19 protein-coding genes are annotated in these 18,721 nt (G+C 72.2%); 7 read left to right on the top strand and 12 right to left on the bottom strand.

Annotated features, from left to right (window positions below):
• Positions 1-146 precede the first annotated feature (146 nt).
• On the top strand, positions 147-938 hold the full coding sequence (locus tag ACIGYR_RS00415; protein ID WP_399605574.1) for an alpha/beta fold hydrolase: 792 nt from the start codon (positions 147-149) through the stop codon (positions 936-938).
• Complete coding sequence (locus ACIGYR_RS00410; RefSeq protein ID WP_399605576.1) at positions 935-2,206, top strand: cytochrome P450; 1,272 nt, start codon at positions 935-937, stop codon at positions 2,204-2,206. Before ACIGYR_RS00415 ends, ACIGYR_RS00410 begins: the two co-directional genes overlap by 4 nt.
• Here ACIGYR_RS00410 and ACIGYR_RS00405 read toward each other — a convergent pair.
• Both ACIGYR_RS00405 and ACIGYR_RS00400 read right to left on the bottom strand, forming a co-directional pair.
• Positions 2,183-3,382, bottom strand: a complete 1,200-nt coding sequence (locus ACIGYR_RS00405; protein ID WP_399605579.1) for a damage-control phosphatase ARMT1 family protein — start codon at positions 3,380-3,382, stop codon at positions 2,183-2,185. The genes ACIGYR_RS00410 and ACIGYR_RS00405 overlap by 24 nt on opposite strands.
• 22 nt (positions 3,383-3,404) lie before the next feature.
• On the bottom strand, positions 3,405-4,052 hold the full coding sequence (locus ACIGYR_RS00400) for a ScbR family autoregulator-binding transcription factor (RefSeq protein WP_391841199.1): 648 nt from the start codon (positions 4,050-4,052) through the stop codon (positions 3,405-3,407).
• Positions 4,053-4,490: 438 nt separating this feature from the next.
• On the opposite strand from ACIGYR_RS00400, the gene ACIGYR_RS00395 reads away from it, so the two are divergent.
• Positions 4,491-5,408, top strand: a complete 918-nt coding sequence (locus ACIGYR_RS00395) for a lytic polysaccharide monooxygenase (RefSeq protein WP_399605583.1) — start codon at positions 4,491-4,493, stop codon at positions 5,406-5,408.
• 18 nt (positions 5,409-5,426) lie between these two features.
• On the opposite strand, the gene ACIGYR_RS00390 is transcribed toward ACIGYR_RS00395, so the two are convergent.
• Positions 5,427-6,077, bottom strand: a complete 651-nt coding sequence (locus tag ACIGYR_RS00390) for a Tat pathway signal sequence domain protein (protein WP_391841195.1) — start codon at positions 6,075-6,077, stop codon at positions 5,427-5,429.
• Between the two features lie 622 nt (positions 6,078-6,699).
• Here ACIGYR_RS00390 and ACIGYR_RS00385 point away from each other — a divergent pair.
• From ACIGYR_RS00385 to ACIGYR_RS00375, 3 genes are all read left to right on the top strand, one after another.
• The gene (locus tag ACIGYR_RS00385; protein ID WP_399605586.1) at positions 6,700-7,398 is read left to right on the top strand and encodes a DUF6230 family protein; all 699 of its coding nucleotides are present in this window, start codon (positions 6,700-6,702) and stop codon (positions 7,396-7,398) included.
• 5 nt (positions 7,399-7,403) lie between these two features.
• Positions 7,404-7,865 carry a DUF6114 domain-containing protein gene (locus tag ACIGYR_RS00380; RefSeq protein ID WP_399605588.1) on the top strand — a complete coding sequence of 154 codons (462 nt, stop codon included), beginning with the start codon at positions 7,404-7,406 and terminating at the stop codon, positions 7,863-7,865.
• Between the two features lie 272 nt (positions 7,866-8,137).
• Positions 8,138-8,593, top strand: coding sequence for a tellurite resistance TerB family protein (locus ACIGYR_RS00375; RefSeq protein WP_391841191.1), 456 nt, complete (start codon positions 8,138-8,140; stop codon positions 8,591-8,593).
• A gap of 94 nt (positions 8,594-8,687) precedes the next feature.
• Here ACIGYR_RS00375 and ACIGYR_RS00370 read toward each other — a convergent pair whose 3' ends face one another.
• The 9 genes from ACIGYR_RS00370 to ACIGYR_RS00330 form a co-directional block, all read right to left on the bottom strand.
• Positions 8,688-9,647 carry an ABC transporter substrate-binding protein gene (locus tag ACIGYR_RS00370; protein WP_391841189.1) on the bottom strand — a complete coding sequence of 320 codons (960 nt, stop codon included), beginning with the start codon at positions 9,645-9,647 and terminating at the stop codon, positions 8,688-8,690.
• A gap of 146 nt (positions 9,648-9,793) precedes the next feature.
• Positions 9,794-10,462: an ABC transporter permease gene (locus ACIGYR_RS00365; protein ID WP_399605593.1), complete on the bottom strand. Its 669-nt coding sequence runs from the start codon at positions 10,460-10,462 to the stop codon at positions 9,794-9,796.
• A complete protein-coding gene (locus tag ACIGYR_RS00360) occupies positions 10,459-11,112 on the bottom strand; it encodes an ABC transporter permease (RefSeq protein WP_391841185.1) in 654 nt (217 codons plus the stop codon). Before ACIGYR_RS00360 ends, ACIGYR_RS00365 begins: the two co-directional genes overlap by 4 nt.
• Positions 11,109-12,242, bottom strand: coding sequence for an ABC transporter ATP-binding protein (locus tag ACIGYR_RS00355; RefSeq protein WP_399605596.1), 1,134 nt, complete (start codon positions 12,240-12,242; stop codon positions 11,109-11,111). The genes ACIGYR_RS00360 and ACIGYR_RS00355 overlap by 4 nt, the downstream gene beginning before the upstream one ends.
• A gap of 239 nt (positions 12,243-12,481) precedes the next feature.
• Complete coding sequence (locus ACIGYR_RS00350) at positions 12,482-13,801, bottom strand: PP2C family protein-serine/threonine phosphatase (protein ID WP_399605599.1); 1,320 nt, start codon at positions 13,799-13,801, stop codon at positions 12,482-12,484.
• A 97-nt stretch (positions 13,802-13,898) separates the two neighbouring features.
• Positions 13,899-14,306 carry a peptide-methionine (R)-S-oxide reductase MsrB gene (gene msrB / locus ACIGYR_RS00345; RefSeq protein ID WP_391841180.1) on the bottom strand — a complete coding sequence of 136 codons (408 nt, stop codon included), beginning with the start codon at positions 14,304-14,306 and terminating at the stop codon, positions 13,899-13,901.
• A gap of 15 nt (positions 14,307-14,321) precedes the next feature.
• On the bottom strand, positions 14,322-15,713 hold the full coding sequence (murC, locus tag ACIGYR_RS00340; RefSeq protein ID WP_399605601.1) for a UDP-N-acetylmuramate--L-alanine ligase: 1,392 nt from the start codon (positions 15,711-15,713) through the stop codon (positions 14,322-14,324).
• Between the two features lie 275 nt (positions 15,714-15,988).
• Entirely contained in the window at positions 15,989-16,471 is a 483-nt protein-coding gene (locus ACIGYR_RS00335) for an indole-3-glycerol phosphate synthase (RefSeq protein WP_391841176.1), read from the bottom strand.
• Positions 16,472-16,600: 129 nt separating this feature from the next.
• The gene (locus ACIGYR_RS00330) at positions 16,601-17,431 is read right to left on the bottom strand and encodes a pyrimidine reductase family protein (protein WP_399605603.1); all 831 of its coding nucleotides are present in this window, start codon (positions 17,429-17,431) and stop codon (positions 16,601-16,603) included.
• A gap of 36 nt (positions 17,432-17,467) precedes the next feature.
• Between ACIGYR_RS00330 and zapE the strand changes: the two genes are divergently transcribed.
• Positions 17,468-18,571, top strand: coding sequence for a cell division protein ZapE (gene zapE, locus ACIGYR_RS00325; RefSeq protein WP_399605605.1), 1,104 nt, complete (start codon positions 17,468-17,470; stop codon positions 18,569-18,571).
• The last annotated feature ends 150 nt before the right edge of the window (positions 18,572-18,721 follow it).

The following is an 18,721-nucleotide window of genomic DNA, read 5'->3' as shown; positions in this document are numbered from 1 at the left end:
CCCTACCCGTGGCCCCGGATCCCCATCCGCCCGGCGGCACATGATCACACCATCGCGTGAACCGTCGCCGAAACGTGGCACCCCGCCGGGGAGTTGTGGCGTCGGCTCCCTTGCCGTACCCGTGCGCGCGGGCCACGGTAGGCGGCATGACCTCCTTCGTGCTGCCCCATGAGGTGCACGGCGACGGCGCCCACAAGGTGTTCGCCGTGCACGGCTGGTTCGCCGACCGGTCCGCCTACGCGGCCGTCCTGCCGAGCCTCGACCGCGCCTCCTTCAGCTACGCGCTGGTCGACCTGCGCGGCTACGGCGAGGCCCGGGAGGCCACCGGCTCGTACACCACGGCCGAGGCGGCCGTGGACCTGGTGGAGCTGGCCGACCGGTTCGGCTGGGAACGGTTCTCGGTGATCGGGCACTCGATGGGCGGCGCGGTGGCCCAGCGCCTGCTCGCCGTCGCCCCGCACCGGTTGCGCCGGATCGCGGGCGTCTCGCCCGTGCCCGCGTCGGGCATGCCGCTGTCCGGCGAGCAGGCGGTGCTGTTCGCGGACGCGGCGCACCGGACGGAGAACCGGCGCACGATCATCGATGTCACCACCGGAGGCCGCCGGCCCGCCGCCTGGCTGGACCGGATGGTCGCCGGTTCGGTGGAGCGCAGCGACGCGAAGGCGTTCCGGGCCTGGCTCGACTCGTGGGCGGGCGACGACTTCAGCGCCGATGTCGAGGGCAGCGAGGTGCCGGCGCTCGCCGTGGCCGGCGCGCTCGATCCGGCGCTGTCGCCGGAGGTCATGCGGCGGACCTGGATGTCCTGGTATCCGCGCGCACAGCTCGCCGTGCTGCCCGGCGCCGGGCACTACGCGATGGACGAGACCCCGCTGGACCTGATCCGTACCGTGGAGGACTTCCTGCGCGCGGACGAGGCACACGCGGGCGAGCCGGCGTGAGCGTGCGCGTGGCACCGCCGGTGCCGGACGTCTTCGACCCGCGCCGGTACGCCACCGGGGTGCCCCACGACGACTACCGCGTGCTGCGCGACCACCATCCGGTGGCCTGGCAGGAGGAGCCGGAGGTGCTGGGCTGGCCGGCCGGGCCGGGGTTCTGGGCGGTGACCCGGCACGCGGACGTCGTACGCGTGCTGAAGGACGCGGTGACGTACTCCTCGTACGTCGGCGCGACCCAGATCCGCGACCCCGATCCGCAGGACCTGCCGTTCATCCGGCGAATGATGCTCAATCAGGGTCCGCCGGGACACGGCCGGCTGCGGCGGCTGGTGAGCCGTGCCTTCACACCGGGGCGCGTCGAACGGTTCGCGGCCCTCGCCCGGGAGCGGGCGCGCACGCTGCTCACGCGAGCCCTGGCGGAGGCGCGGGAGGGGGACGGGACGGTCGACCTGGTGGCCGCCGTCACCGACGAGTACGCCCTGCTGAACCTGGCGGACCTGCTGGGCGTCCCGGAGGACGACCGGCGCTTGCTGCTGCACTGGACGCAGCGGGTCATCGGCTACCAGGACCCGGACGAGGCCGGTTTGCCGGTGCTGGACGGGACGGGCAAGCCGGTCGATCCGCGGTCGCCGGCGATGTTGCGGGACATGTTCGCCTACGCCGGGCAGCTGGCCGCGTTCAAGAGACGGTGTCCCGCCGACGACCTCATGACGACGCTCGGCCACGACACGGAACTGGCCGACGGGGAGCTGGAGATGTTCTTCTTCCTGCTCACCGTGGCGGGCAACGACACCGTGCGCAGCGCGGCCCCGGGGGGACTGCTGGCGCTGGCGGAGCATCCCGGGGCGTACGAGACGCTGCGCGCCGGAAAGGCGGACCTGACGTCCGCCGTCGACGAACTGCTGCGCTGGCATCCGCCCGTGCTGACCTTCCGCCGGACGGCCGTGCGGGACACCGAGCTGGCGGGCCGCCGGATCCGGTCGGGCGACAAGGTGGTGGTGTTCCACGCCTCGGCCAACCGGGACGAGCGCGTCTTCGCCGGCCCCGACCGGCTCGATCTCACCCGCTCCCCCAATCCGCACGTCTCGTTCGGGGACGGCCCGCACGTCTGTCTCGGCGCGCACTTCGCCCGGCTGCAACTGCGGGTGCTGCACGAGGAGGTGCTGCGCGTCCTGCCCGGGGCGCCGCGCCTCGCCGGCCCGCGCGCTGCCCGGCGGCTGGTGTCGAACTTCATCAACGGCATGAAGTCACTGCGGGTGCACCTGCCCTGACGGGTCGACCTGGATCAGGGCGTGGGTGCCGCTCGTCCGCCAGCGCTGCCCCTCGGCCGCCACCAGCGCGGCCTCGGTCGCGGCGGACAGGCCGGTGATCACATCGGACTTGAGGGTGCGCAGCGCGGCGACCGGGCCGGGGAAGTACGCGGTCACCTCACGGAAGGGCGTGGTGGGCGGCCAGCGCCGGTCGCCCACCAGACGGCGGTAGTTGAGGTCGCCCTTGACGATGGTCAGGGTCGCCGCCGCGAACTCGGCGCGCAGGTCGTCCGGCATGTCGGCGTACGGCAGCGGCGCACAGGAGAAGGGGTGCGCGCGGACGGTGAGCCGGCCGTCGGCCATGGCCGCCCAGAGCACGCGCGCGTGCTCGGCGGCGGTGCCCCCGGCCGCGCGCAGCCGGCGCAGGGCGTCGGCCAGGTCGGCGGTGGTGGCGTCGGAGACGTAGTACGGGTACGGCTTGACGTGCAGGACCGCCCGCGCGGTCCGGCCCTCGGCGAGGAGGTGGGCGATCAGGAGGAGATCGGGGACGAGTTCGCGGCCCGCGTTGTCGGCGACGAGCACGAGGGTGCCCGTCCCGGTGGGCGGCAGGAGCGACCACAGGGTGCCGCTGTCGTCGGCGACCAGCGCGGGGGACGGCTCCTGGGCCTCGGCGCCCGCGGCGGAGAGCCGGAAGCCGAGGTCGGCGCGGTTGCCCCACAGGGAGCCGTGCAGCAGGGCGTGTGCCCGCTCCTGCTCCGGCAGGCCGCGCAGGCCGTCCAGGGCGGCCAGTTCCTCGTCGGTCTCGGGGGCGTCGAGTTCGGCGCGCTTGGAGGGGCGGAAGGGGTCGATGCCCTGCCACGGGCCAGGGCCGAAATAGCCGACGGCGTCCAGCAGCCGGCGGTAGAAGTAGCTCTCCGACCACAGCCACGGCACGTCGTACCAGGACCGGCCGGTGTGGCGGGCCAGGCCCCAGTCGTGCCACCGGTCGTGGTCCGGTGCGCCCGCGGGGAGCGGCTCGACCGTCCCCTCATCGCAGCCGCGCAGCAACTCGTCCAGGGCCCTGTGCTGCTCGGGGCCGTACGGAAAGGCGTCCCGTACCTGCCGGATGATCGCGGGGTGCCGCTCGGCCAGCACGCTGTGCGGGAACGAACCGGGTTCGTCGCCGAGGATCACGGGTGCGAACGGGGTGTCGGGCATGCCCGTCACCGTATCGCGGGCGTCAGGCGGTTCGGGCCTCCCGCTCCAGCAGCGTGGCGAGGGTGACGTAACGGGGGCGCCGGTGCACCGGGACGAGGCCACGGATCACGAGGTGCCACATCTCGGCGACTCTGCGCGGCAGCCGTCCGACGGGTTCGAGCGAGCGGCCGGCGACCCGGGTGCCGATGAAGAAGCAGACGAGGGAGTGGGCGACGACACCGACGTCGACATCACCGTGCAGATCGGCTTCCCGGACGGCTCCGGTGAATTTGCGAGTGGCAAAGTCGAGCCACTCGGTGAACGGATGCCGCAGCGGCGGCCGTACGGCGATGTCCGCGGTGGCGAGGCGGAGCCCGGCGCGCGGCACGGGATCCTCCACGGCGAGCCGGGCGATGCCGAACGTGGCGCGCATCAGAGTCTCCAGGGAGGAGCAGCCGCGGCTCTCGACGTCGTTCACGACCTTCTGCGCGGCCCTGGCCTGGAGTTCCAGGATGGCGTGGGCCAGATCCTCCTTGGCGGCGAAGTGGAAGTACAGGGCGCCCTTGGTGACCTTCGCGTGTGCGACGATGTCGCTCAAGCTGGTGGATTCGTAGCCGTGCTGGTCGAACAGGTCGGCGGCGGCCGTGATGATCGTGGCGCGGGTCTGTTCAGCGCGTAACTGCCTCGCCATCCTGGGACCCCTTCCTCCCACCTCAAAAGAACGGGACATGCGGTTTGTTTCTAACCCCCCGCATACGATAACTCACTGAACGGCAACGGGAGTCCAGGGCGTCACCCTCGCCGGGGCGACACGTGTCAGTAGTGCGCCGGGCGCGTGCCCGAGGTGCGTCAGCACGCGCAACGGACGAGATCACATCGGTGCGCCCGCCGTCACCGGGCGACGCCGGGCAGCCTCGGGGCGACAAGTGCCGGATCCATGATCGTCACGCTGCGGGGCGGACGGCCGGCTTCTCGACGGGACGTGGGAGCAGGCGCGAAACAGCCGGACCGGTCGGTGCTTTCGCGCCCCCCGGGGCCGGGTGCGCCGGCCCGGGTGAACGGGGGACGCCCCGGCGCCGTACTGGACGGCGCACACCCCGTTCCCGCGCCCGCCGAGGAGACGTCCCGGATGACTCGGATGACAGCCCGCCTGAGCCTCAGGGCGGCCGCCGCGGCGGCACCGCTTCTGCTCCTGCCCTGGGCGGCGGCGTCCGCCTGGGCGCACGGAGCCCCGACGGACCCGGTCAGCAGGGTCTACGCCTGCTCGCCCGAGGGCGGCGCCGCGCGGTCGGCGGCCTGCCGGGCCGCGATCGCGGCGAACGGCGCCCCGTTCACCGCCTGGGACAACCTGCGCGTGGCAGGGGTGGGGGGCCGTGACCGGCAGGTGATTCCGGACGGCAGACTGTGCAGCGGGAACCTGCCGGCGTACCGGGGCCTGGACCTGGCCCGGCGGGACTGGCCGGTGACACGGCTGGCACCGGGCGGCCGGCTGACGCTGACCTATGCGTCGACCATCGCGCACACGGGCACGTTCCGGCTGTACCTGACCGAGCAGGGGTACGACCCGTCGAGGCCGCTGACCTGGTCCGACCTGCCGGAGCGCCCCTTCGCCGAGGTCACGGACCCGCCGCTGCGCGACGGGGCGTACCGGATGACCGCAACCCTGCCGGCGGACCGGACGGGACGTCAGGTGCTGTACACGGTCTGGCAGAACAGCAGTACGCCGGACACGTACTACTCGTGTTCCGACGTGCTCTTCCCGGAGCACGGCAAGTCCGCCGGCGTTGCGCGGTCCGCGCGGCCGGCGGCGACACCGGCCGCACCGCCTGCGCGGCCCGCACGGACGGCGGGTGCGCCGACGAAGAGCCGGGCCCCCGTGTCGGGGCGCGACGACGGGCGGCCCGAGCGCGCCGCCGCCGGGACGCCGGTGGCGAAGGCCACGCAGGGGGGCTCGGGCCCCTCGGCGCCGCTGCTGGCGGGCGGCGCCGCCGCGGTGCTGGTGCTCACCGGGGGCGCCGCCTTCGCGCTGCGGCTACGACGACGCTGAACCGGACGGCCTTGTGCGTCAGTTCACGTAGACACGGACCCCCGCGTCGGTGACGGGCGCGTACTTGGCCGTGAAGTAGCCGTTGGCGAAGCACAGCGACGAGCCGGAGGTCTTGGTGAACTGCTGGTTGGTGAAGGTGATGCTGCTGTCGGCGTTGTCGGCCTTACCGGTCAGACCGGGCGCCTGGTACACGCAGGTCACGGAGCCCAGCAGGGTGCGCAGCTGGACCGTGGCCTGGATGACGGAGCCGCTCGGGGGCGAGACGGTGAGGGTGCCGCTCGAGGTGATCGTCGCCGAGTAGGGCAGGTTGTTGATGGTGATGCCGTTGACCCCGAGGACGCCGATGACGTTGCTGGTGCAGGTGCTGCTGTCGAACGTGTGCGCGGTGACGGACTCGGTGGCCGTGCCGGGTGCGGTCGGGTTGCCGGTGACCTTGGCAGTGAACTGGGAGCCGGTGCACTTGACGCCGCTGGTGCCGGTCGCGCTGGAGTAGAACGTCGCGGAGGTGCCGGTGGCCAGGGGCGCGGTGAGGGTGTCGCCGACGGCGACGGCGGTGCCGCCGGTGCTGCCGGTGGTGAGGACCGTGCCGGCCGCGGAGGCCGGAGTGGCCCAGGCGAGGGCGAGCGCGGTGGCCGCGCCGGCGAGGGTGAGGAGGGAGCGCTTACGCATGCGGGTGCCTCTCTTCCGAAGTGGGGGCAGATGAGGTGAGGTGGGGGGTGGGGGTGGTGCGCGCGGTGCCGCCGGCGCGGGGCCGTAGCGCCTTCTCCGTACGCCGCGGACCCGCGACGGCGGCACACCGGGCACCGGCCGAAGGTCTCGGGGGAAGACCTCCGGCCGGGCCGGACAAGGGGGCGGCCGGGCACGGCGGAAAAAGAGGGAAAGCGATCGTGCCGGAGCCGGGCTGCGAGGTGGAGCGGTTGCCGTGACGGGGCCGGGAACACGGCCGGTACCTGCGCCGTGGGACACGGCTGGTGCCGCCTGCCGGATCCGGCGCCACGGATCCGTGGAAACAGGGGAAGTTGTAGACCTGCTCGACCGTCAACGTCAAGGCTGGAAAGGCGAGTTGTGGCGTGCGGTTGCGTCCCGCGCACATCCCACACCCTTTTTCCACATCTCCCTTGACCCTTCAATGTAACCGGCGGTAACTTCCTCGAAGGCTACTGCCGCGTAACGAGAAAGCCCTTGCACCCGCCGGGAGTCGCGAGGAGGCGTGCGCGGCGTCCGCTGTCCGCGCCAGGACACCGCGCCACTGAAGCCCAACCCGCATTGATTTATGCCCATGGGAGCAGACATGGCCTCGTCCCCGGACGTTCCGTCCGCCGGCAACACCCCCGGGAATCCGGGAAGCGACACCCCGTCCGAAGTTCCGAACGCCATCGCGAGCACCACCGGAGGTGAACGGCGAGGACGGGTCCGGGCCCGCCGGGCCGCGGTGATGGCGGTGCCCGCCACCCTGATCGCCGCCGGCCTCGCGGTCCTCACCGCCCAGGGAGCGCTGGGTGTCCAGTTCGCCATCTCCGGCATGCCGTTCACGGTCACCGCGACGGAGCTGAACGGCACCGGATTCGAGCAGTTCGGCGCGCTCGACAACATGGCGGAGGGCAGCCCGAACGCCGGGGACACCGGCGGTCAGGTGCTCGTCGTCACCTCGGCCATCAAGAACGCCACCCTCACCAAGCTGTGCCAGAGCGTCGACCTCGGCGGCACCAACTTGCTGATCACCGCGGGCGGCGGCTCGCAGAAGGTCTCCGCGACGGATCTGACCACCGACTCCACCCTGTTGACGGGTGACGCGGCGTTCAACAACATCGAGATCGGCAACGACGCCAGCACGCTGGACAAGGCGGGTGTGAAGGGTCCGATCGGGGTCTTCAGCCAGCAGGCCGACACCGTGCGCATCGCCAATCTGCGGCAGACCAACTACGCGACCACCGCAGGTGTGTTCAAGCTGCCGGGTCTCAAGCTCCGCTTCAGCGATTCGGGTTGCTGATCGCCGTGCCGGACCGTCCACGTCGTGGGCCGAGGCTCGCCTTCCGCGGATGGCGGGCCCGCCGGCCGTTCTGGGGCGGGTTGCTGCTCGCCCTCGGCGGCGGCGAGATCCTGCTCACCGAGAAGGCGTCACTGAAGGTCGTGCTGCACATCGGCATGCAGGGCCTGGCCGGCTATCTGCTGCCGGGCCTCATGGTGCTGCTGGGCCTGCTGATCCTCTTCAACCCTTCCCAGCGGCTCTTCTACTCCCTCACCGGCGTCCTGCTCTCCCTGGGCACCTGGCTCACCTCCAACCTGGGCGGCTTCTTCCTCGGCCTGCTCCTCGGCGTGACCGGCAGCTGCCTCGCCTTCGGCTGGCTCCCGGACCAGGAACCGCGCGTCGGCCGCCGCGCGCGCCGCAAACAGGCGAGAGCCGCGGCAGACACGGCGGCCGTGGAACGGGAGCAGGGCGTCGAGAGGGCGGCCTGACGGTGCCGGGTCGAGCGATCTGACGGTGCCGGGCCCCGAGGGTGCGCAACCGAGGCACGCCGGGGCCCGCCCGGCACGCACTCGCCGTGTTCCGTCCCCGTCGGCCGCGTCCGTCGTATCCGCCGCGTCCGCCGGCTCCGTCGTATCCGACGTGTCCGCGGGCTCAGTGTGGATCTGCGGAACTTTCCGGCCGTCCCACTAGTTCCCGCGGTGCTGTACAACTTGCCGCCGGGTGCCGAGGGGGCGCCGGGCGGCCGATACGAGGAGTGGACATGGCCCTGTGGGACCGCGTCAAGGAGTCGGCGTCGCAGATGCAGACCCAGCTGGTGGCGAAGAAGAACGACCTGAAGAGCGGCGCCTTCCGTGATGCCAGCATGGCGATGTGCGCGCTGGTGGCCGCCGCCGACGGGACGGTGGATCCGTCGGAGCGGCAGCGGGTGGCGCAGCTCATCGCCACGAACGAGGTGTTGCAGAACTTCCCGGCGGACGACCTGCGCCGCCGTTTCGAGGAGAACCTGAACAAGCTGACGGCCGACTTCGCCTTCGGCAAGGTGAGCGTGCTGCAGGAGGTCGCCAAGGCGAAGAAGAAGCCGGCCGAGGCGCGGGCCGTCATCCAGATCGGCATCGTCATCGGCGGCGCGGACGGCGACTTCGACAAGGACGAACAGGCCGTGGTCCGCGAGGCGTGCTTCACCCTGGACCTGCCGCCGCACGAGTTCGACCTCTGAGCCCCGCGAGGAGCACGAGGCAGGACGCGGGTGTCCCCCGGCTTCGGGGGCACCCGCGTCGGCACGAAGGGGGCCGTCCCGGGCGGGCGGAACGTCAGCCGAGGCCGGCCGACTTCAGCCATGCCTTGGCGACGTCCAGCGGGTCCTTCCCGTCCACCTGCACCTGAGTGCCCAGCTCCTGCAGCGTCGGGGTGTCCAGCTTGGCGGAGACGGCGTTGAGCGCGTCGGCGCCCTTCTGGCTCAGTGCGCCCTTGCGGACCAGAGGCTGCACGTTCTGGAAGCCGAAGAGGTTCTTCGGGTCCTGCAGGACGACGTACTTCTCCTTGGAGATGGTCGGGTCCGTGGTGAGCATGTCCGCGGCCTGTACGGCGTCCTTCTTCAGCGCCGCCCGGGTGAGCGGCCCGCCGACGTCCAGCGCCTTGAAGGATTTGAACTCCACGCCGTAGACCGACTTCAGGCCCACCAGTCCCTGCTGCCGGGTCTGGAACTCCGGCGAGGCGCCGATGACCAGGTCCTTGGCGATGGCCTTCAGGTCGGCGATGGAGGACTTCGCGGTGAGGCCGTACTTCTTCGCGGTGGGCGCGTTGACCGTCACCGAGTCCTTGTCCTGTGCCGGCGAGGTGTCCAGCAGCGTCAGCCCCGGGTCGAGCTTGGCCTTGATGGCCGCCGTGGTGTCCTCGGCGCTCTTCGGAGCGGCCTTCGGGTCGAGGTAGGAGAGCAGCGCGCCGTTGTACTCGGGCAGGAGTGTCAGGGAGCCGTTCTTGATCAGGCCGTAGGTCGTCTCACGGCTGCCGATGTTCGGCTTGTAGGTGACCTTGATGCCCTTGGCCTTGAGCGCCTCGCCGTAGATGTCGGCGAGCAGGGTGCTCTCGTAGAAGTTGTTGGAGCCGACGACGACGCTGTCGCCGCTCGCCTTGTCGTCCGTCAGGGGGTTGCCGGACTTGTCGTCGCCGGAGGAGCAGCCCGCCAGCAGGACCGTCGCCGCCGCCAGGGCGACGGCCACCGCGCCCCGCTTCCCCCGGATGGACCTGCTGATGTGGATCGTTGAAGTCACCCGTCGATCCAAGCCAGCCGGTTCTCGGTCAGTCAAGTGCATAAGATCACCGATGGCGTCGAATTGTGGTCCGTTGTGCGCTCGGAACGCGTTTGTCGTCACACAGATTTCACAATGGCAGGGCTCCCTGGAGCCCTTGGGGGCCGTCAGCCGCTGCGCCGTACGCCCGGTGACACCGTGAGCCGGGACGTCGCCCAGAACACGGTCAGGGTCACGAGGGCCAGACCGGCGACCAGGGTGGCGCCGCCGACGACCTTCTCGTAGTCCTTCTGGTAGAGGCCGTCGATGATGTACCGGCCGAGCCCGCCGAGACTGACGTAGGCGGCGATGGTGGCGGTCGAGACGATCTGGATGGCCGCCGTGCGCAGGCCGCTGAGGATCAGCGGCAGCGCGACCGGCACCTCCACCTGGAACAGCACGCGCGCCTCGGGCATCCCCATGCCGCGGGCGGCGTCCACCGGGGAGGGGTCGACCGAGCGGACCGCCTCGTAGGTGGTCACCAGGATCGGCGGTACGGCCAGCACCACCAGCGGGATCATCACCGGCAGCAGGCCGAAGCCGATCCAGACGAACATCAGCACCAGCAGACCGAAGCTGGGCAACGCCCGGCCGGCGGTGGCGATGAGCGCGAGGGCGTTGCCGCCGCGGCCGTAGTGGCCGGTGAGCAGGCCGATGGGCAGCCCGATCACGGCGGCGATCAGGAGGGCTTCCAGCGAGTAGCCGACGTGCTCGGCGAACCGGGTGGGAATGCCGTCGTACCCGTGCCAGTGGGCGCTGTCACTGAAGAAGCGTTGCGCGAAGTCCAGGACGTTCACCGGCCGGCACCCTTCCTCGGCATCCAGGGGGTGAGCAGCAGGCGTACGAGGACCAGCAGGGCGTCGGCGAGGATGCCCAGCACCGCGATGGTCAGGACCGAGTTCACGGCCAGGGCGGGACGGCCGTAGGTCTGGGCGTCGTACAGCATGTTGCCGAGGGCGCCCTGGTTGCCGATGAGCATGCCGACGCTGACCAGGGAGATGCTGGACACGGTCGCCACCCTCAGACCCGCGATGATGGCGGGTACGGCGATGGGCAGCTGGACCTGGAAGTAGCGGCGTACCGCCCCGAAGCCCATGGCCTGGGCGGCGGCCAGGGTCTCCGGTGGCACCGAGCGGACGCCGTCCACGATCGCCGGGACCAGCACCACCAGGCTGTAGAGCGCGAGCGGGACCATGACGGTCGTCTCGCTCTGGCCGAAGTAGTCGATGAGGACGACGAAGAAGGCGAGCGACGGGACCGCGTAGAGCACGGTGGTGATCCCGAGGACCGGCGGGTAGATCCAGCGGAACCGCACGCACAACTGGGCCACGGGCAGCGAGATCAGCAGTCCGGCCAGGACCGGCAGCAGCGCCTCGCGCAGATGCAGCCCCACGAGACCGAGGTAGCTGTGCTGGAGGTCGCTCGGGAGGTCGAAGAAGCCGTTCATCGCCCGGCCTTCACCGCGGCGGCCTGCTCCGCGACCCGGCCGTGCGCCTCACGGATCGCCTCGCCGATGACCTGCTGGGAGACGACGCCGACCGCGCGGCCCTCGCCGTCCACCGCGACCGCCCATCCGGTCGGCGAGAGCACGGCACCGTCGAGCGCGGTGCGCAGCGAGTCGGTGCCGGGCTCGAACGGCCGCCCGAAGTCCAGGAGCCGGTCCCGGTCGACGGCGCCGGCGGTGAGCCGGTCCGGCTCGCTCCAGCCGAGCGGCCTGCCGTCGAGGTCGGTGACGAGGAGGTAGGGGGCCTCGGCGCGGGCGGCGAGCGTGGCCGCGTCGGCGTCGATCGGAACCACGGGCGCGCTCAGCAACTCCAGCCCGTCGGCCGGGAAGAAGGAGAGCCGGCGGATGCCGCGGTCGGCGCCGAGGAAGTCCTCCACAAAGGAGTCGGCGGGCGCGCTGAGCAGCTCGGCGGGCGGGGCGAACTGGGCGAGCCGGCCACCTGTGCGCAGCACGGCCACCTTCGTGCCCAGCTTGATCGCCTCGTCGATGTCGTGCGTGACGAAGACGATGGTCTTGCCCAGTTCGTCCTGGATGCGCAGGAGTTCGTCCTGGAGTCCCTTGCGGACGATGGGGTCGACGGCGGAGAACGGCTCGTCCATCAGCAGTACCGGCGGGTCGGCGGCGAGTGCGCGGGCGACACCGACGCGCTGCTGCTGGCCGCCGGAGAGCTGGTACGGGTACCGCTTGGCGAGCGCGGAGTCGAGCCCGACCCGCTCCATCAGCTCGGCCGCCCGGGCGCGGGCCTCCTGCTTGGGCCGGCCGAGCAGGCGGGGCACGGTGGCGATGTTGTCGAGGATGGTGCGGTGCTGGAAGAGACCGGCGTTCTGGATGACGTACCCCATCGACCGGCGCAGGGTGTTGACCGGCTGCTGCCGGATGTCCCGGCCGTCGAGGAGGATGCTGCCCTCGGTGGGCTCCACCATCCGGTTGATCATCCGCAGGGTCGTCGTCTTGCCGCAGCCGGAGGGCCCCACGAGGACGGTGATCGAGCGGTCCGGTATCTCCAGCGACAGCCGGTCGACCGCGACCGTGCCGTCCGGGTACCGCTTCGTGACTGAATCTATCCGTATCAAAACGCCGCGTGCCCTTCGGGTCCGACCGATGCTGGCCTGCTCCGGGGAGAGTCTAGACCGCGAGTGTTTCAGCACTTTGGCCGGAGAGTGGCCCTGGCCTTGTCGTGCGCACGGATCCCGGGACCGCCGCACGGTCCGCCCGGCTCATCGGGCGTGACGTGGCGTCATTTCGTGAGCCCGGCCGCGACGTGGACGGCGGCGGCGCTGCCGCTTCGGGCCGGAGCCCGCGCAGCCGGCTCTCAGCGCCCGGCCGTTCCCTCCGCCCCCGGCTCCGTCTTCGGCCCCTGCCGGACGTGCGGCCGGGCCGCGAGGATCGCGACGTCGTCCTCGGCGTGCCGGGCGTCCAGGCGGCCGAGGATGCTCTCCAGGACGGCGTCGACGGCGTCCCCGGCGGTGAAGCGCAGGGCGGCCAGCCGGGCCAGGGAGTGGTCGATGTCCTCACCGCGGTGCTCGACGAGCCCGTCGGTGAACAGGACGAGGGTCTCGCCGGGCGCCACCCGGTGCGTGGCCGACTCGTACCCGCCGAGTCCGGTGCCCAGCGGCGGCCCCACCGGCACGGGCAGCAGCCGGGCAGCGCCGTCCAGACCGATGAGCACGGGTGGCAGATGGCCGGCGCTGGCCAGCGTGAGCTGGCCCCGGCCGGGGTCGACGCGGGCCAGCAGACAGGTGGCGGGACGGCGGTCGTCCTCCCCGGAGGCGATGTCGTCCATCTGCCGCAGCACCCGGTGCGGGGGGAGGTCGGCGGAGGCGATGTAGCGCAGGGAGGAGCGGTAGGCGCTCATGTCGACGGCGGATTCCAGGCCGTGCCCCATGACGTCACCGACGACCAGCAGGGTCCGGCCGAAGTGCAGCCGGACGGTCTCGCACCAGTCGCCGCCGACCAGGGTGCTCCGGCCGGCCGGCTGATAGCGGATGGCGACGTCGAGGTTGGGGTGCGGGCGGCCGGGCTCGGCGAGCAGGGCGCGCTGTAGATCGCCCGCGGTACGGCTGACCTGCTCGTAGTCGCGGGCGTGCCGGAGGTGGGAGGCGGCGCGTTCGGCCAGCAGGGCGAGCAGCTCGCCCTCGGCGCGCTCCAGCGGTTCCCCGGAGCGCGCCCACACCAGGACGCCGTACGCGTCGTCCCCGCTGGTCAGCGGGGCGGACAGGGCGGCTCCGGAGCCGCCCGGGTGTTCCAGCCAGGGGGCGGTGGGTGTGCCGGCGGCCGGCGTCTTGGCCTCGCGGGCCGTGGCGGCGGCCCACCGGGCGTCGGGCAGCAGTGCGGGATCGCCGACGATCGCGCCGTACCCCGAGCCGGCGTCCCCGGTGCGGCGCAGCACGGCGGCGGCTCCGCCGAGCAGCCCTACGGCGGCCCGGGCCAGCTCGGTGCAAGTGGTGTCCGCGTCGAGGGTCGTACCGATCCCGCCCAGGCCCTCCCGCAGGTCGCTCAGCCGCGCCGCGGCCTTTGCGGCCCGGCCGGCCCCGCCGGGGCCGTCGAGCCCCGCACCGGGGCCGCCGTCCGCCGGTCGGTGGTCACCGTCGGCGGTCAGGGGCCTGCGGCGGGACTGGATCCACCGCGCCACGCCCAACACCCTCACAGAGTCTCAAACCCGAGCGGCCGGGGCACCAGCCCCAGCCGTCCCACCGGTTTCGGCGCGTCCCGACGGCGGCCTGGGCGGCTCAGTCCTCGGCGGGGGCCAGCCGCAGGGAGATCGAGTTGATGCAGTACCGCTGGTCGGTCGGGGTCGCGTACCCCTCCCCCTCGAACACGTGCCCGAGGTGGGAGCCGCACCGGGCACACCGCACCTCGGTGCGGACCATCCCGTGGGAGCGGTCCGCAATCAGCTCCACCGCGTCGGTGTCCTTCGGGTCGTAGAAGGACGGCCAGCCGCAGTGCGACTCGAACTTGGTGTCGGAGGTGAACAGTTCGGCGCCGCAGGCACGGCAGGAGTACACACCCTTGGTCTTGGTGTCCGTGTACTCACCGGTGAAGGCCGGCTCGGTGGCGGCCTGGCGCAGCACGGCGTACTCGGCCGGGTTCAGCTCCGCGCGCCACTGCTCGTCCGGCTTCTCGACGTCGTACGACATGAGCTCTCAGCCCCTTCACTGCGACAGGCGGTCCAGGATCAGCGGGCCCAGGTCGGTCACATCGCCCGCGCCCATGGTGAGAACGAGATCACCGGGCTTCGCCATTCCCGCGATCACCGCCGGGATCCGCGCCTTGTCATGCACGGCGGTGACGTCGGCGCCGGCCGCGCGGGCGGCCTCGATGATCAGCTCGCTGGTCACGCCGGGGATCGGGTCCTCACGGGCCGGGTAGATGTCCAGGACCACCGAGGCGTCCGCGAGGGCCAGCGCCTGCCCCATCTCCTTGCCCAGCTCCTGGGTGCGGGAGAACAGGTGCGGCTGGAAGACGACGAGGATCCGGGCGTCACCGGCGGCGGCGCGCATGGCCTCCAGGTCGGCCGTCATCTCGGTCGGGTGGTGGGCGTAGGAGTCGATCACCTGGACGCCGGCCGCCTCGCCCTTGAGCTGGAGGCGCCGCTTGACGCCGGTGTAGGCGGCGAGCGCGGGTGCCAGCTCGGCAGCCGGGATGCCGACGGCGGCACCCGCGGCGAGCGCGGCGACCGCGTTGAGCGCGTAGTGCCGGCCGGGCACGGACACCCCGAAGGTCAGCTCCTGGCCGTCCAGCACCACGGTGACCCGGCTCCGCAGCCCCTGCGGGACGATCGACAGGACGCGTACGTCGGCGTCCTCGGCCTCGCCGTAGGTCACCACCCGCACCGCGCCCGCGCGCACCCGCCGCGTCAGCTCCCGGGCGCCCTCGTGGTCGGCGGAGACGACCAGGGTGCCGCCCTCGGTGACGCGGTCCACGAACGTCTCGAAGGACTCGTAGATCTCGTCCATGGAGGCGTAGTTGGCGTGGTGGTCCAGTTCGACGTTGAGGACGATGGCGACCTCGGGCGCGTACTTGTGGAAGCTGCGGTCCGACTCGTCCGCCTCCGCGACGAAGAGGTCGCCCTCGCCGTGCAGCGCGTTGGAGCCGGGCGCGTCCAGGTCGCCGCCGATGGCGTACGAGGGCTCCAGACCCAGCTCGGTCAGGGAGACCGCCAGCATGGAGGTGGTGGTGGTCTTGCCGTGGGTACCGGCCACGGCGATCGGGCGCAGCCCGTCCATCAGCGCGGCGAGGGCGTCGGAGCGGTGCACGACCGGGACGCCCAGCTCGGCGGCGCGGGCCAGCTCCGGGTTGTCCGCACGGATCGCCGACGACACGACGACACAGCTCGCGTCGTCGGCGAGGTGCTCGGCGGCGTGCCCGATGTGCACGGTCGCGCCCAGCGCCCGCAGCGCCTCGGCGGTCGCGGACTCCTTGGCGTCGCTGCCGGCCACCTTGGCCCCGCGCTGCGCGAGGATCTTGGCGATACCCGACATCCCGGCGCCGCCGATGCCGATGAAGTGCGGTCGGTCCATGGCGGCAGGAAGGCCGGGTGCCATGCGTTTCTCCCCAGAGACGGTACGAGCTAGAGCAGGGCTAGCCTATGTGCTGGCACGGGTGGCACCCCGCAAGGGGCGCGAGTGGCCCACCCAGAGGCGCCAGTGGCACCACCCAGGGACGCCAGTGGCCCCACCAGGGACGCCCGCGACCCCACCCAGGGGCGCGAGTGAGCCCGCTCAGAAGCCGGGAGTGGCCCCGCCCGGAGGCGCGGGGTGCGGCGCGACGGTCCACGACGGACCGGTATCGCGCCACGCACCGCGCCCCCGCCCGGGCCTCACTCCCCCTGCGCCCTGCTGTGCGAGAACAGCTTCAGCACCGGCACCCCCACCTTGTGGCGAGCCCGGGAAGCCCAGTCCCGGTGGAAGAACTCCTCCACATAGTGCGGATCGGTCAGCACGATCACCTCGTCGGCGTCCACCTCGCCCACCAGCGCCTTCAGCGCGTCCAGCGGGTGATCCTCGATCAGCCGGCCCTCCGCCTCGCTCCCGGCGGCACGCAACGCCTGCAGCGACACGTCCAGGGCCTGCTCTCCCACGCCCCGCGCCTCCGTGCCCTCCGGGGTCTCCCCCTCGCGGACCGCCTCGTCGAGTTCGCCGAGCGCGATGTCGTCGATGGCCCGCAGCAGCCGGTCAGCCTGGTCGCCGCGCGGCTGGAGCAGCACGTGGAAGTAGACGGTCTCCTCCCCGTGCAAGGTGGTGACGAACTCCACGTCGGCGGACGTCAGGGCCTTCTCGATCATCAGAACGCTTGTGAACACCAGGCGCCTCTTCTCCTTAGTGGGCCCGGCAGGGCCCCTGCGGAAACCATCCTTCCCCGTGATCGCACGGGTACTGCCGGACTAAGTGTGCCCGTCGGAAGATAACCAGAACGGTAGATTCCGCTGATGTCAGGACCGACGGTAACGACCGAACAGAAAACCGTCCTCCTCCAGCAGGGACGCGAGCGCGAACCGGTGGGGAACGGCGACCGACGGTCCCCCGGCGATGCGCTGCGCGCTCCCCGCGGTGAGCGTCGGCGAGAGGGTCAGGCACAGCTCGTCCAGTACCTCGGCGGCGATCAGCTGGCCGAGCAGCCGGGGGCCGCCCTCGGTGAGCAGCCGGGTGTGACCGAGGCCGGCGAGGGCCTGGACCGCGCGCGCGGGCTCCACGCCCATGCCCGCACCGGCGATCACCACCTGGCCACCGGCCTTCTCGGCGGCGGCGACCCGGTCGGGAGCGGCCGAGGCACCGGTCAGGATCAGCGTCGGCACCAGGGGGGAGGTGAACAGGGGCTGGGTGAGGTCGAGCTCCAGGCTCGCCGTGACGACCGCGATCGCCGGCGCCGGGGCCTGACCGGCGGCCGCGCGGGCACCGGCGAACTCCGCGCGCGCCCGGGCGGGGCGGTACCCCTCCTGCCGTACCGTCTCCGCGCCGACCACGATCACGTCGGCGAGCGCCCGCAGCGTGCCGAAGATCCGCATGTCGGCGGCGCTGGAGATGGGCTGCGAGCGGCCCTCGTGCTGGGCGGCGCCGTCGAGGGAGGAGACCATGTTGGCCCGCAGCCACGGCCGCGGGGCGCCCGGCGCGGGCTCCGGGTAGGCATAGGCGGCGGCCAGCTCGGCGAGGTCCCACTCCCGGTCCACCAGCGCCGCCGCCCCGCCCGGCCCCCCGGCGGCCGGGCCGGCCCCGGCGGGAGCCCGGACTGCTGTTTCTTCGGTCACAGGGAAGAGGCGTCGCATCCGTGCAGTGTGACACGGCGCTTAGCATGGATAACTGTGTCGTCCTCCACCACCACCCACGGATCCGGCTCCCTGTCGGACGCGGGCCCTCTGTCGCTGTGCGCGCGTGAGCCGCACGTCCCCGCGGACCGGCTGGTCGCCGAGATGGTGCCGCCGCCGCGGTTCGACTCGGTCCGCTTCGCCACCTACGTCCCGGACCCCGGCGAGCCCAGCCAGTCCGAGGCCGTCGGAGTGCTGGAAGGCTTCGCGGCCGGGCTGGGCGGGGCGCACGCCGTCGGCGGCGGAAAGCGCGGCTTCCTCGGGTTCGGCAGGGCGAAGGCCCCGAAGCCGCCGGCCGGCCCCCGTGGCGTCTACCTGGACGGCGGCTACGGCGTCGGCAAGACCCACCTGCTGGCCTCCCTGTGGCACGCCACCCCGGCCGAGCCGGCGCTCAAGGCGTTCGGCACCTTCGTGGAGCTGACCAACCTGGTCGGGGCGCTGGGCTTCCAGCAGACCGTGCGGACGCTCAGCGGCCACCGTCTGGTGTGCATCGACGAGTTCGAACTGGACGACCCCGGCGACACGGTCCTCGTGTCGACGCTGCTCGGCAAGCTCGTCGAGGCGGGCGTGGCACTCGCCGCCACCTCCAACACGCTGCCCGGCAAGCTGGGTGAGGGCCGCTTCGCCGCCGCCGACTTCCTGCGCGAGATCCAGGGCCTGTCCGCCCACTTCCGCGCCCTGCGCATCGACGGCGAGGACTACCGCCACCGCGGGCTGCCCGAGGCCCCCGCGCCCTTCTCCGACGAGGAGGTCATGAAGACGGCCTTCGCCACCGAGGGCGCCTCGCTGGACGACTTCGCGCACCTGCTGGAGCACCTGGCCAAGGTCCACCCGAGCCGGTACGGCGCGCTGACCGACGGGCTGCGGGCCGTGTGCCTGACCGGGGTACAGCCCGTGCCGGACCAGTCGACGGCGCTGCGGCTGGTGGTCCTCGCCGACCGGCTCTACGACCGCGAGGTCCCGGTGCTGGCCTCGGGTCTGCCGTTCGACAGGCTGTTCAGCGAGGAGATGCTGAACGGCGGCTACCGCAAGAAGTACTTCCGCGCGATATCCCGGCTCACCGCGCTGGCCCGGGACGCGAAGGGACTGGTCGGCGCCTAGCCCGCCGCACCGGCTGTCATTAGCCGACCGAACGTTCGCGGGTCAAGGGCTGGTTCGCGCCACGCCACCCGCACTTTTCACGCTTCCTTCCGCGCGTAACGCGCGGTTAACCCTGCAAAGGACTGTGCGGGGTTAACGTGTTTCTTGACC

Origin of the sequence: Streptomyces sp. NPDC053076 (assembly GCF_044546845.1) — a bacterium.
In the GTDB taxonomy this organism is placed as follows: Bacteria; Actinomycetota; Actinomycetes; order Streptomycetales; family Streptomycetaceae; genus Streptomyces.
The sequence above is the reverse complement of the archived record's forward strand: the minus strand, read 5'-3'. Positions and strand labels throughout refer to the sequence as shown.

Bases quoted from the DNA above. Each gene is read 5' to 3' on its own strand.
- ACIGYR_RS00415 (WP_399605574.1), top strand. From the start codon at position 147: ATGACCTCCTTCGTGCTGCCCCATGAGGTGCACGGCGACGGCGCCCAC.
- ACIGYR_RS00405 (WP_399605579.1), bottom strand. From the start codon at position 3,382: ATGCCCGACACCCCGTTCGCACCCGTGATCCTCGGCGACGAACCCGGT.
- ACIGYR_RS00400 (WP_391841199.1), bottom strand. From the start codon at position 4,052: ATGGCGAGGCAGTTACGCGCTGAACAGACCCGCGCCACGATCATCACG.
- ACIGYR_RS00395 (WP_399605583.1), top strand. From the start codon at position 4,491: ATGACTCGGATGACAGCCCGCCTGAGCCTCAGGGCGGCCGCCGCGGCG.
- ACIGYR_RS00390 (WP_391841195.1), bottom strand. From the start codon at position 6,077: ATGCGTAAGCGCTCCCTCCTCACCCTCGCCGGCGCGGCCACCGCGCTC.
- ACIGYR_RS00385 (WP_399605586.1), top strand. From the start codon at position 6,700: ATGGCCTCGTCCCCGGACGTTCCGTCCGCCGGCAACACCCCCGGGAAT.
- ACIGYR_RS00375 (WP_391841191.1), top strand. From the start codon at position 8,138: ATGGCCCTGTGGGACCGCGTCAAGGAGTCGGCGTCGCAGATGCAGACC.
- ACIGYR_RS00360 (WP_391841185.1), bottom strand. From the start codon at position 11,112: ATGAACGGCTTCTTCGACCTCCCGAGCGACCTCCAGCACAGCTACCTC.
- msrB (WP_391841180.1), bottom strand. From the start codon at position 14,306: ATGTCGTACGACGTCGAGAAGCCGGACGAGCAGTGGCGCGCGGAGCTG.
- murC (WP_399605601.1), bottom strand. From the start codon at position 15,713: ATGGCACCCGGCCTTCCTGCCGCCATGGACCGACCGCACTTCATCGGC.
- ACIGYR_RS00330 (WP_399605603.1), bottom strand. From the start codon at position 17,431: ATGCGACGCCTCTTCCCTGTGACCGAAGAAACAGCAGTCCGGGCTCCC.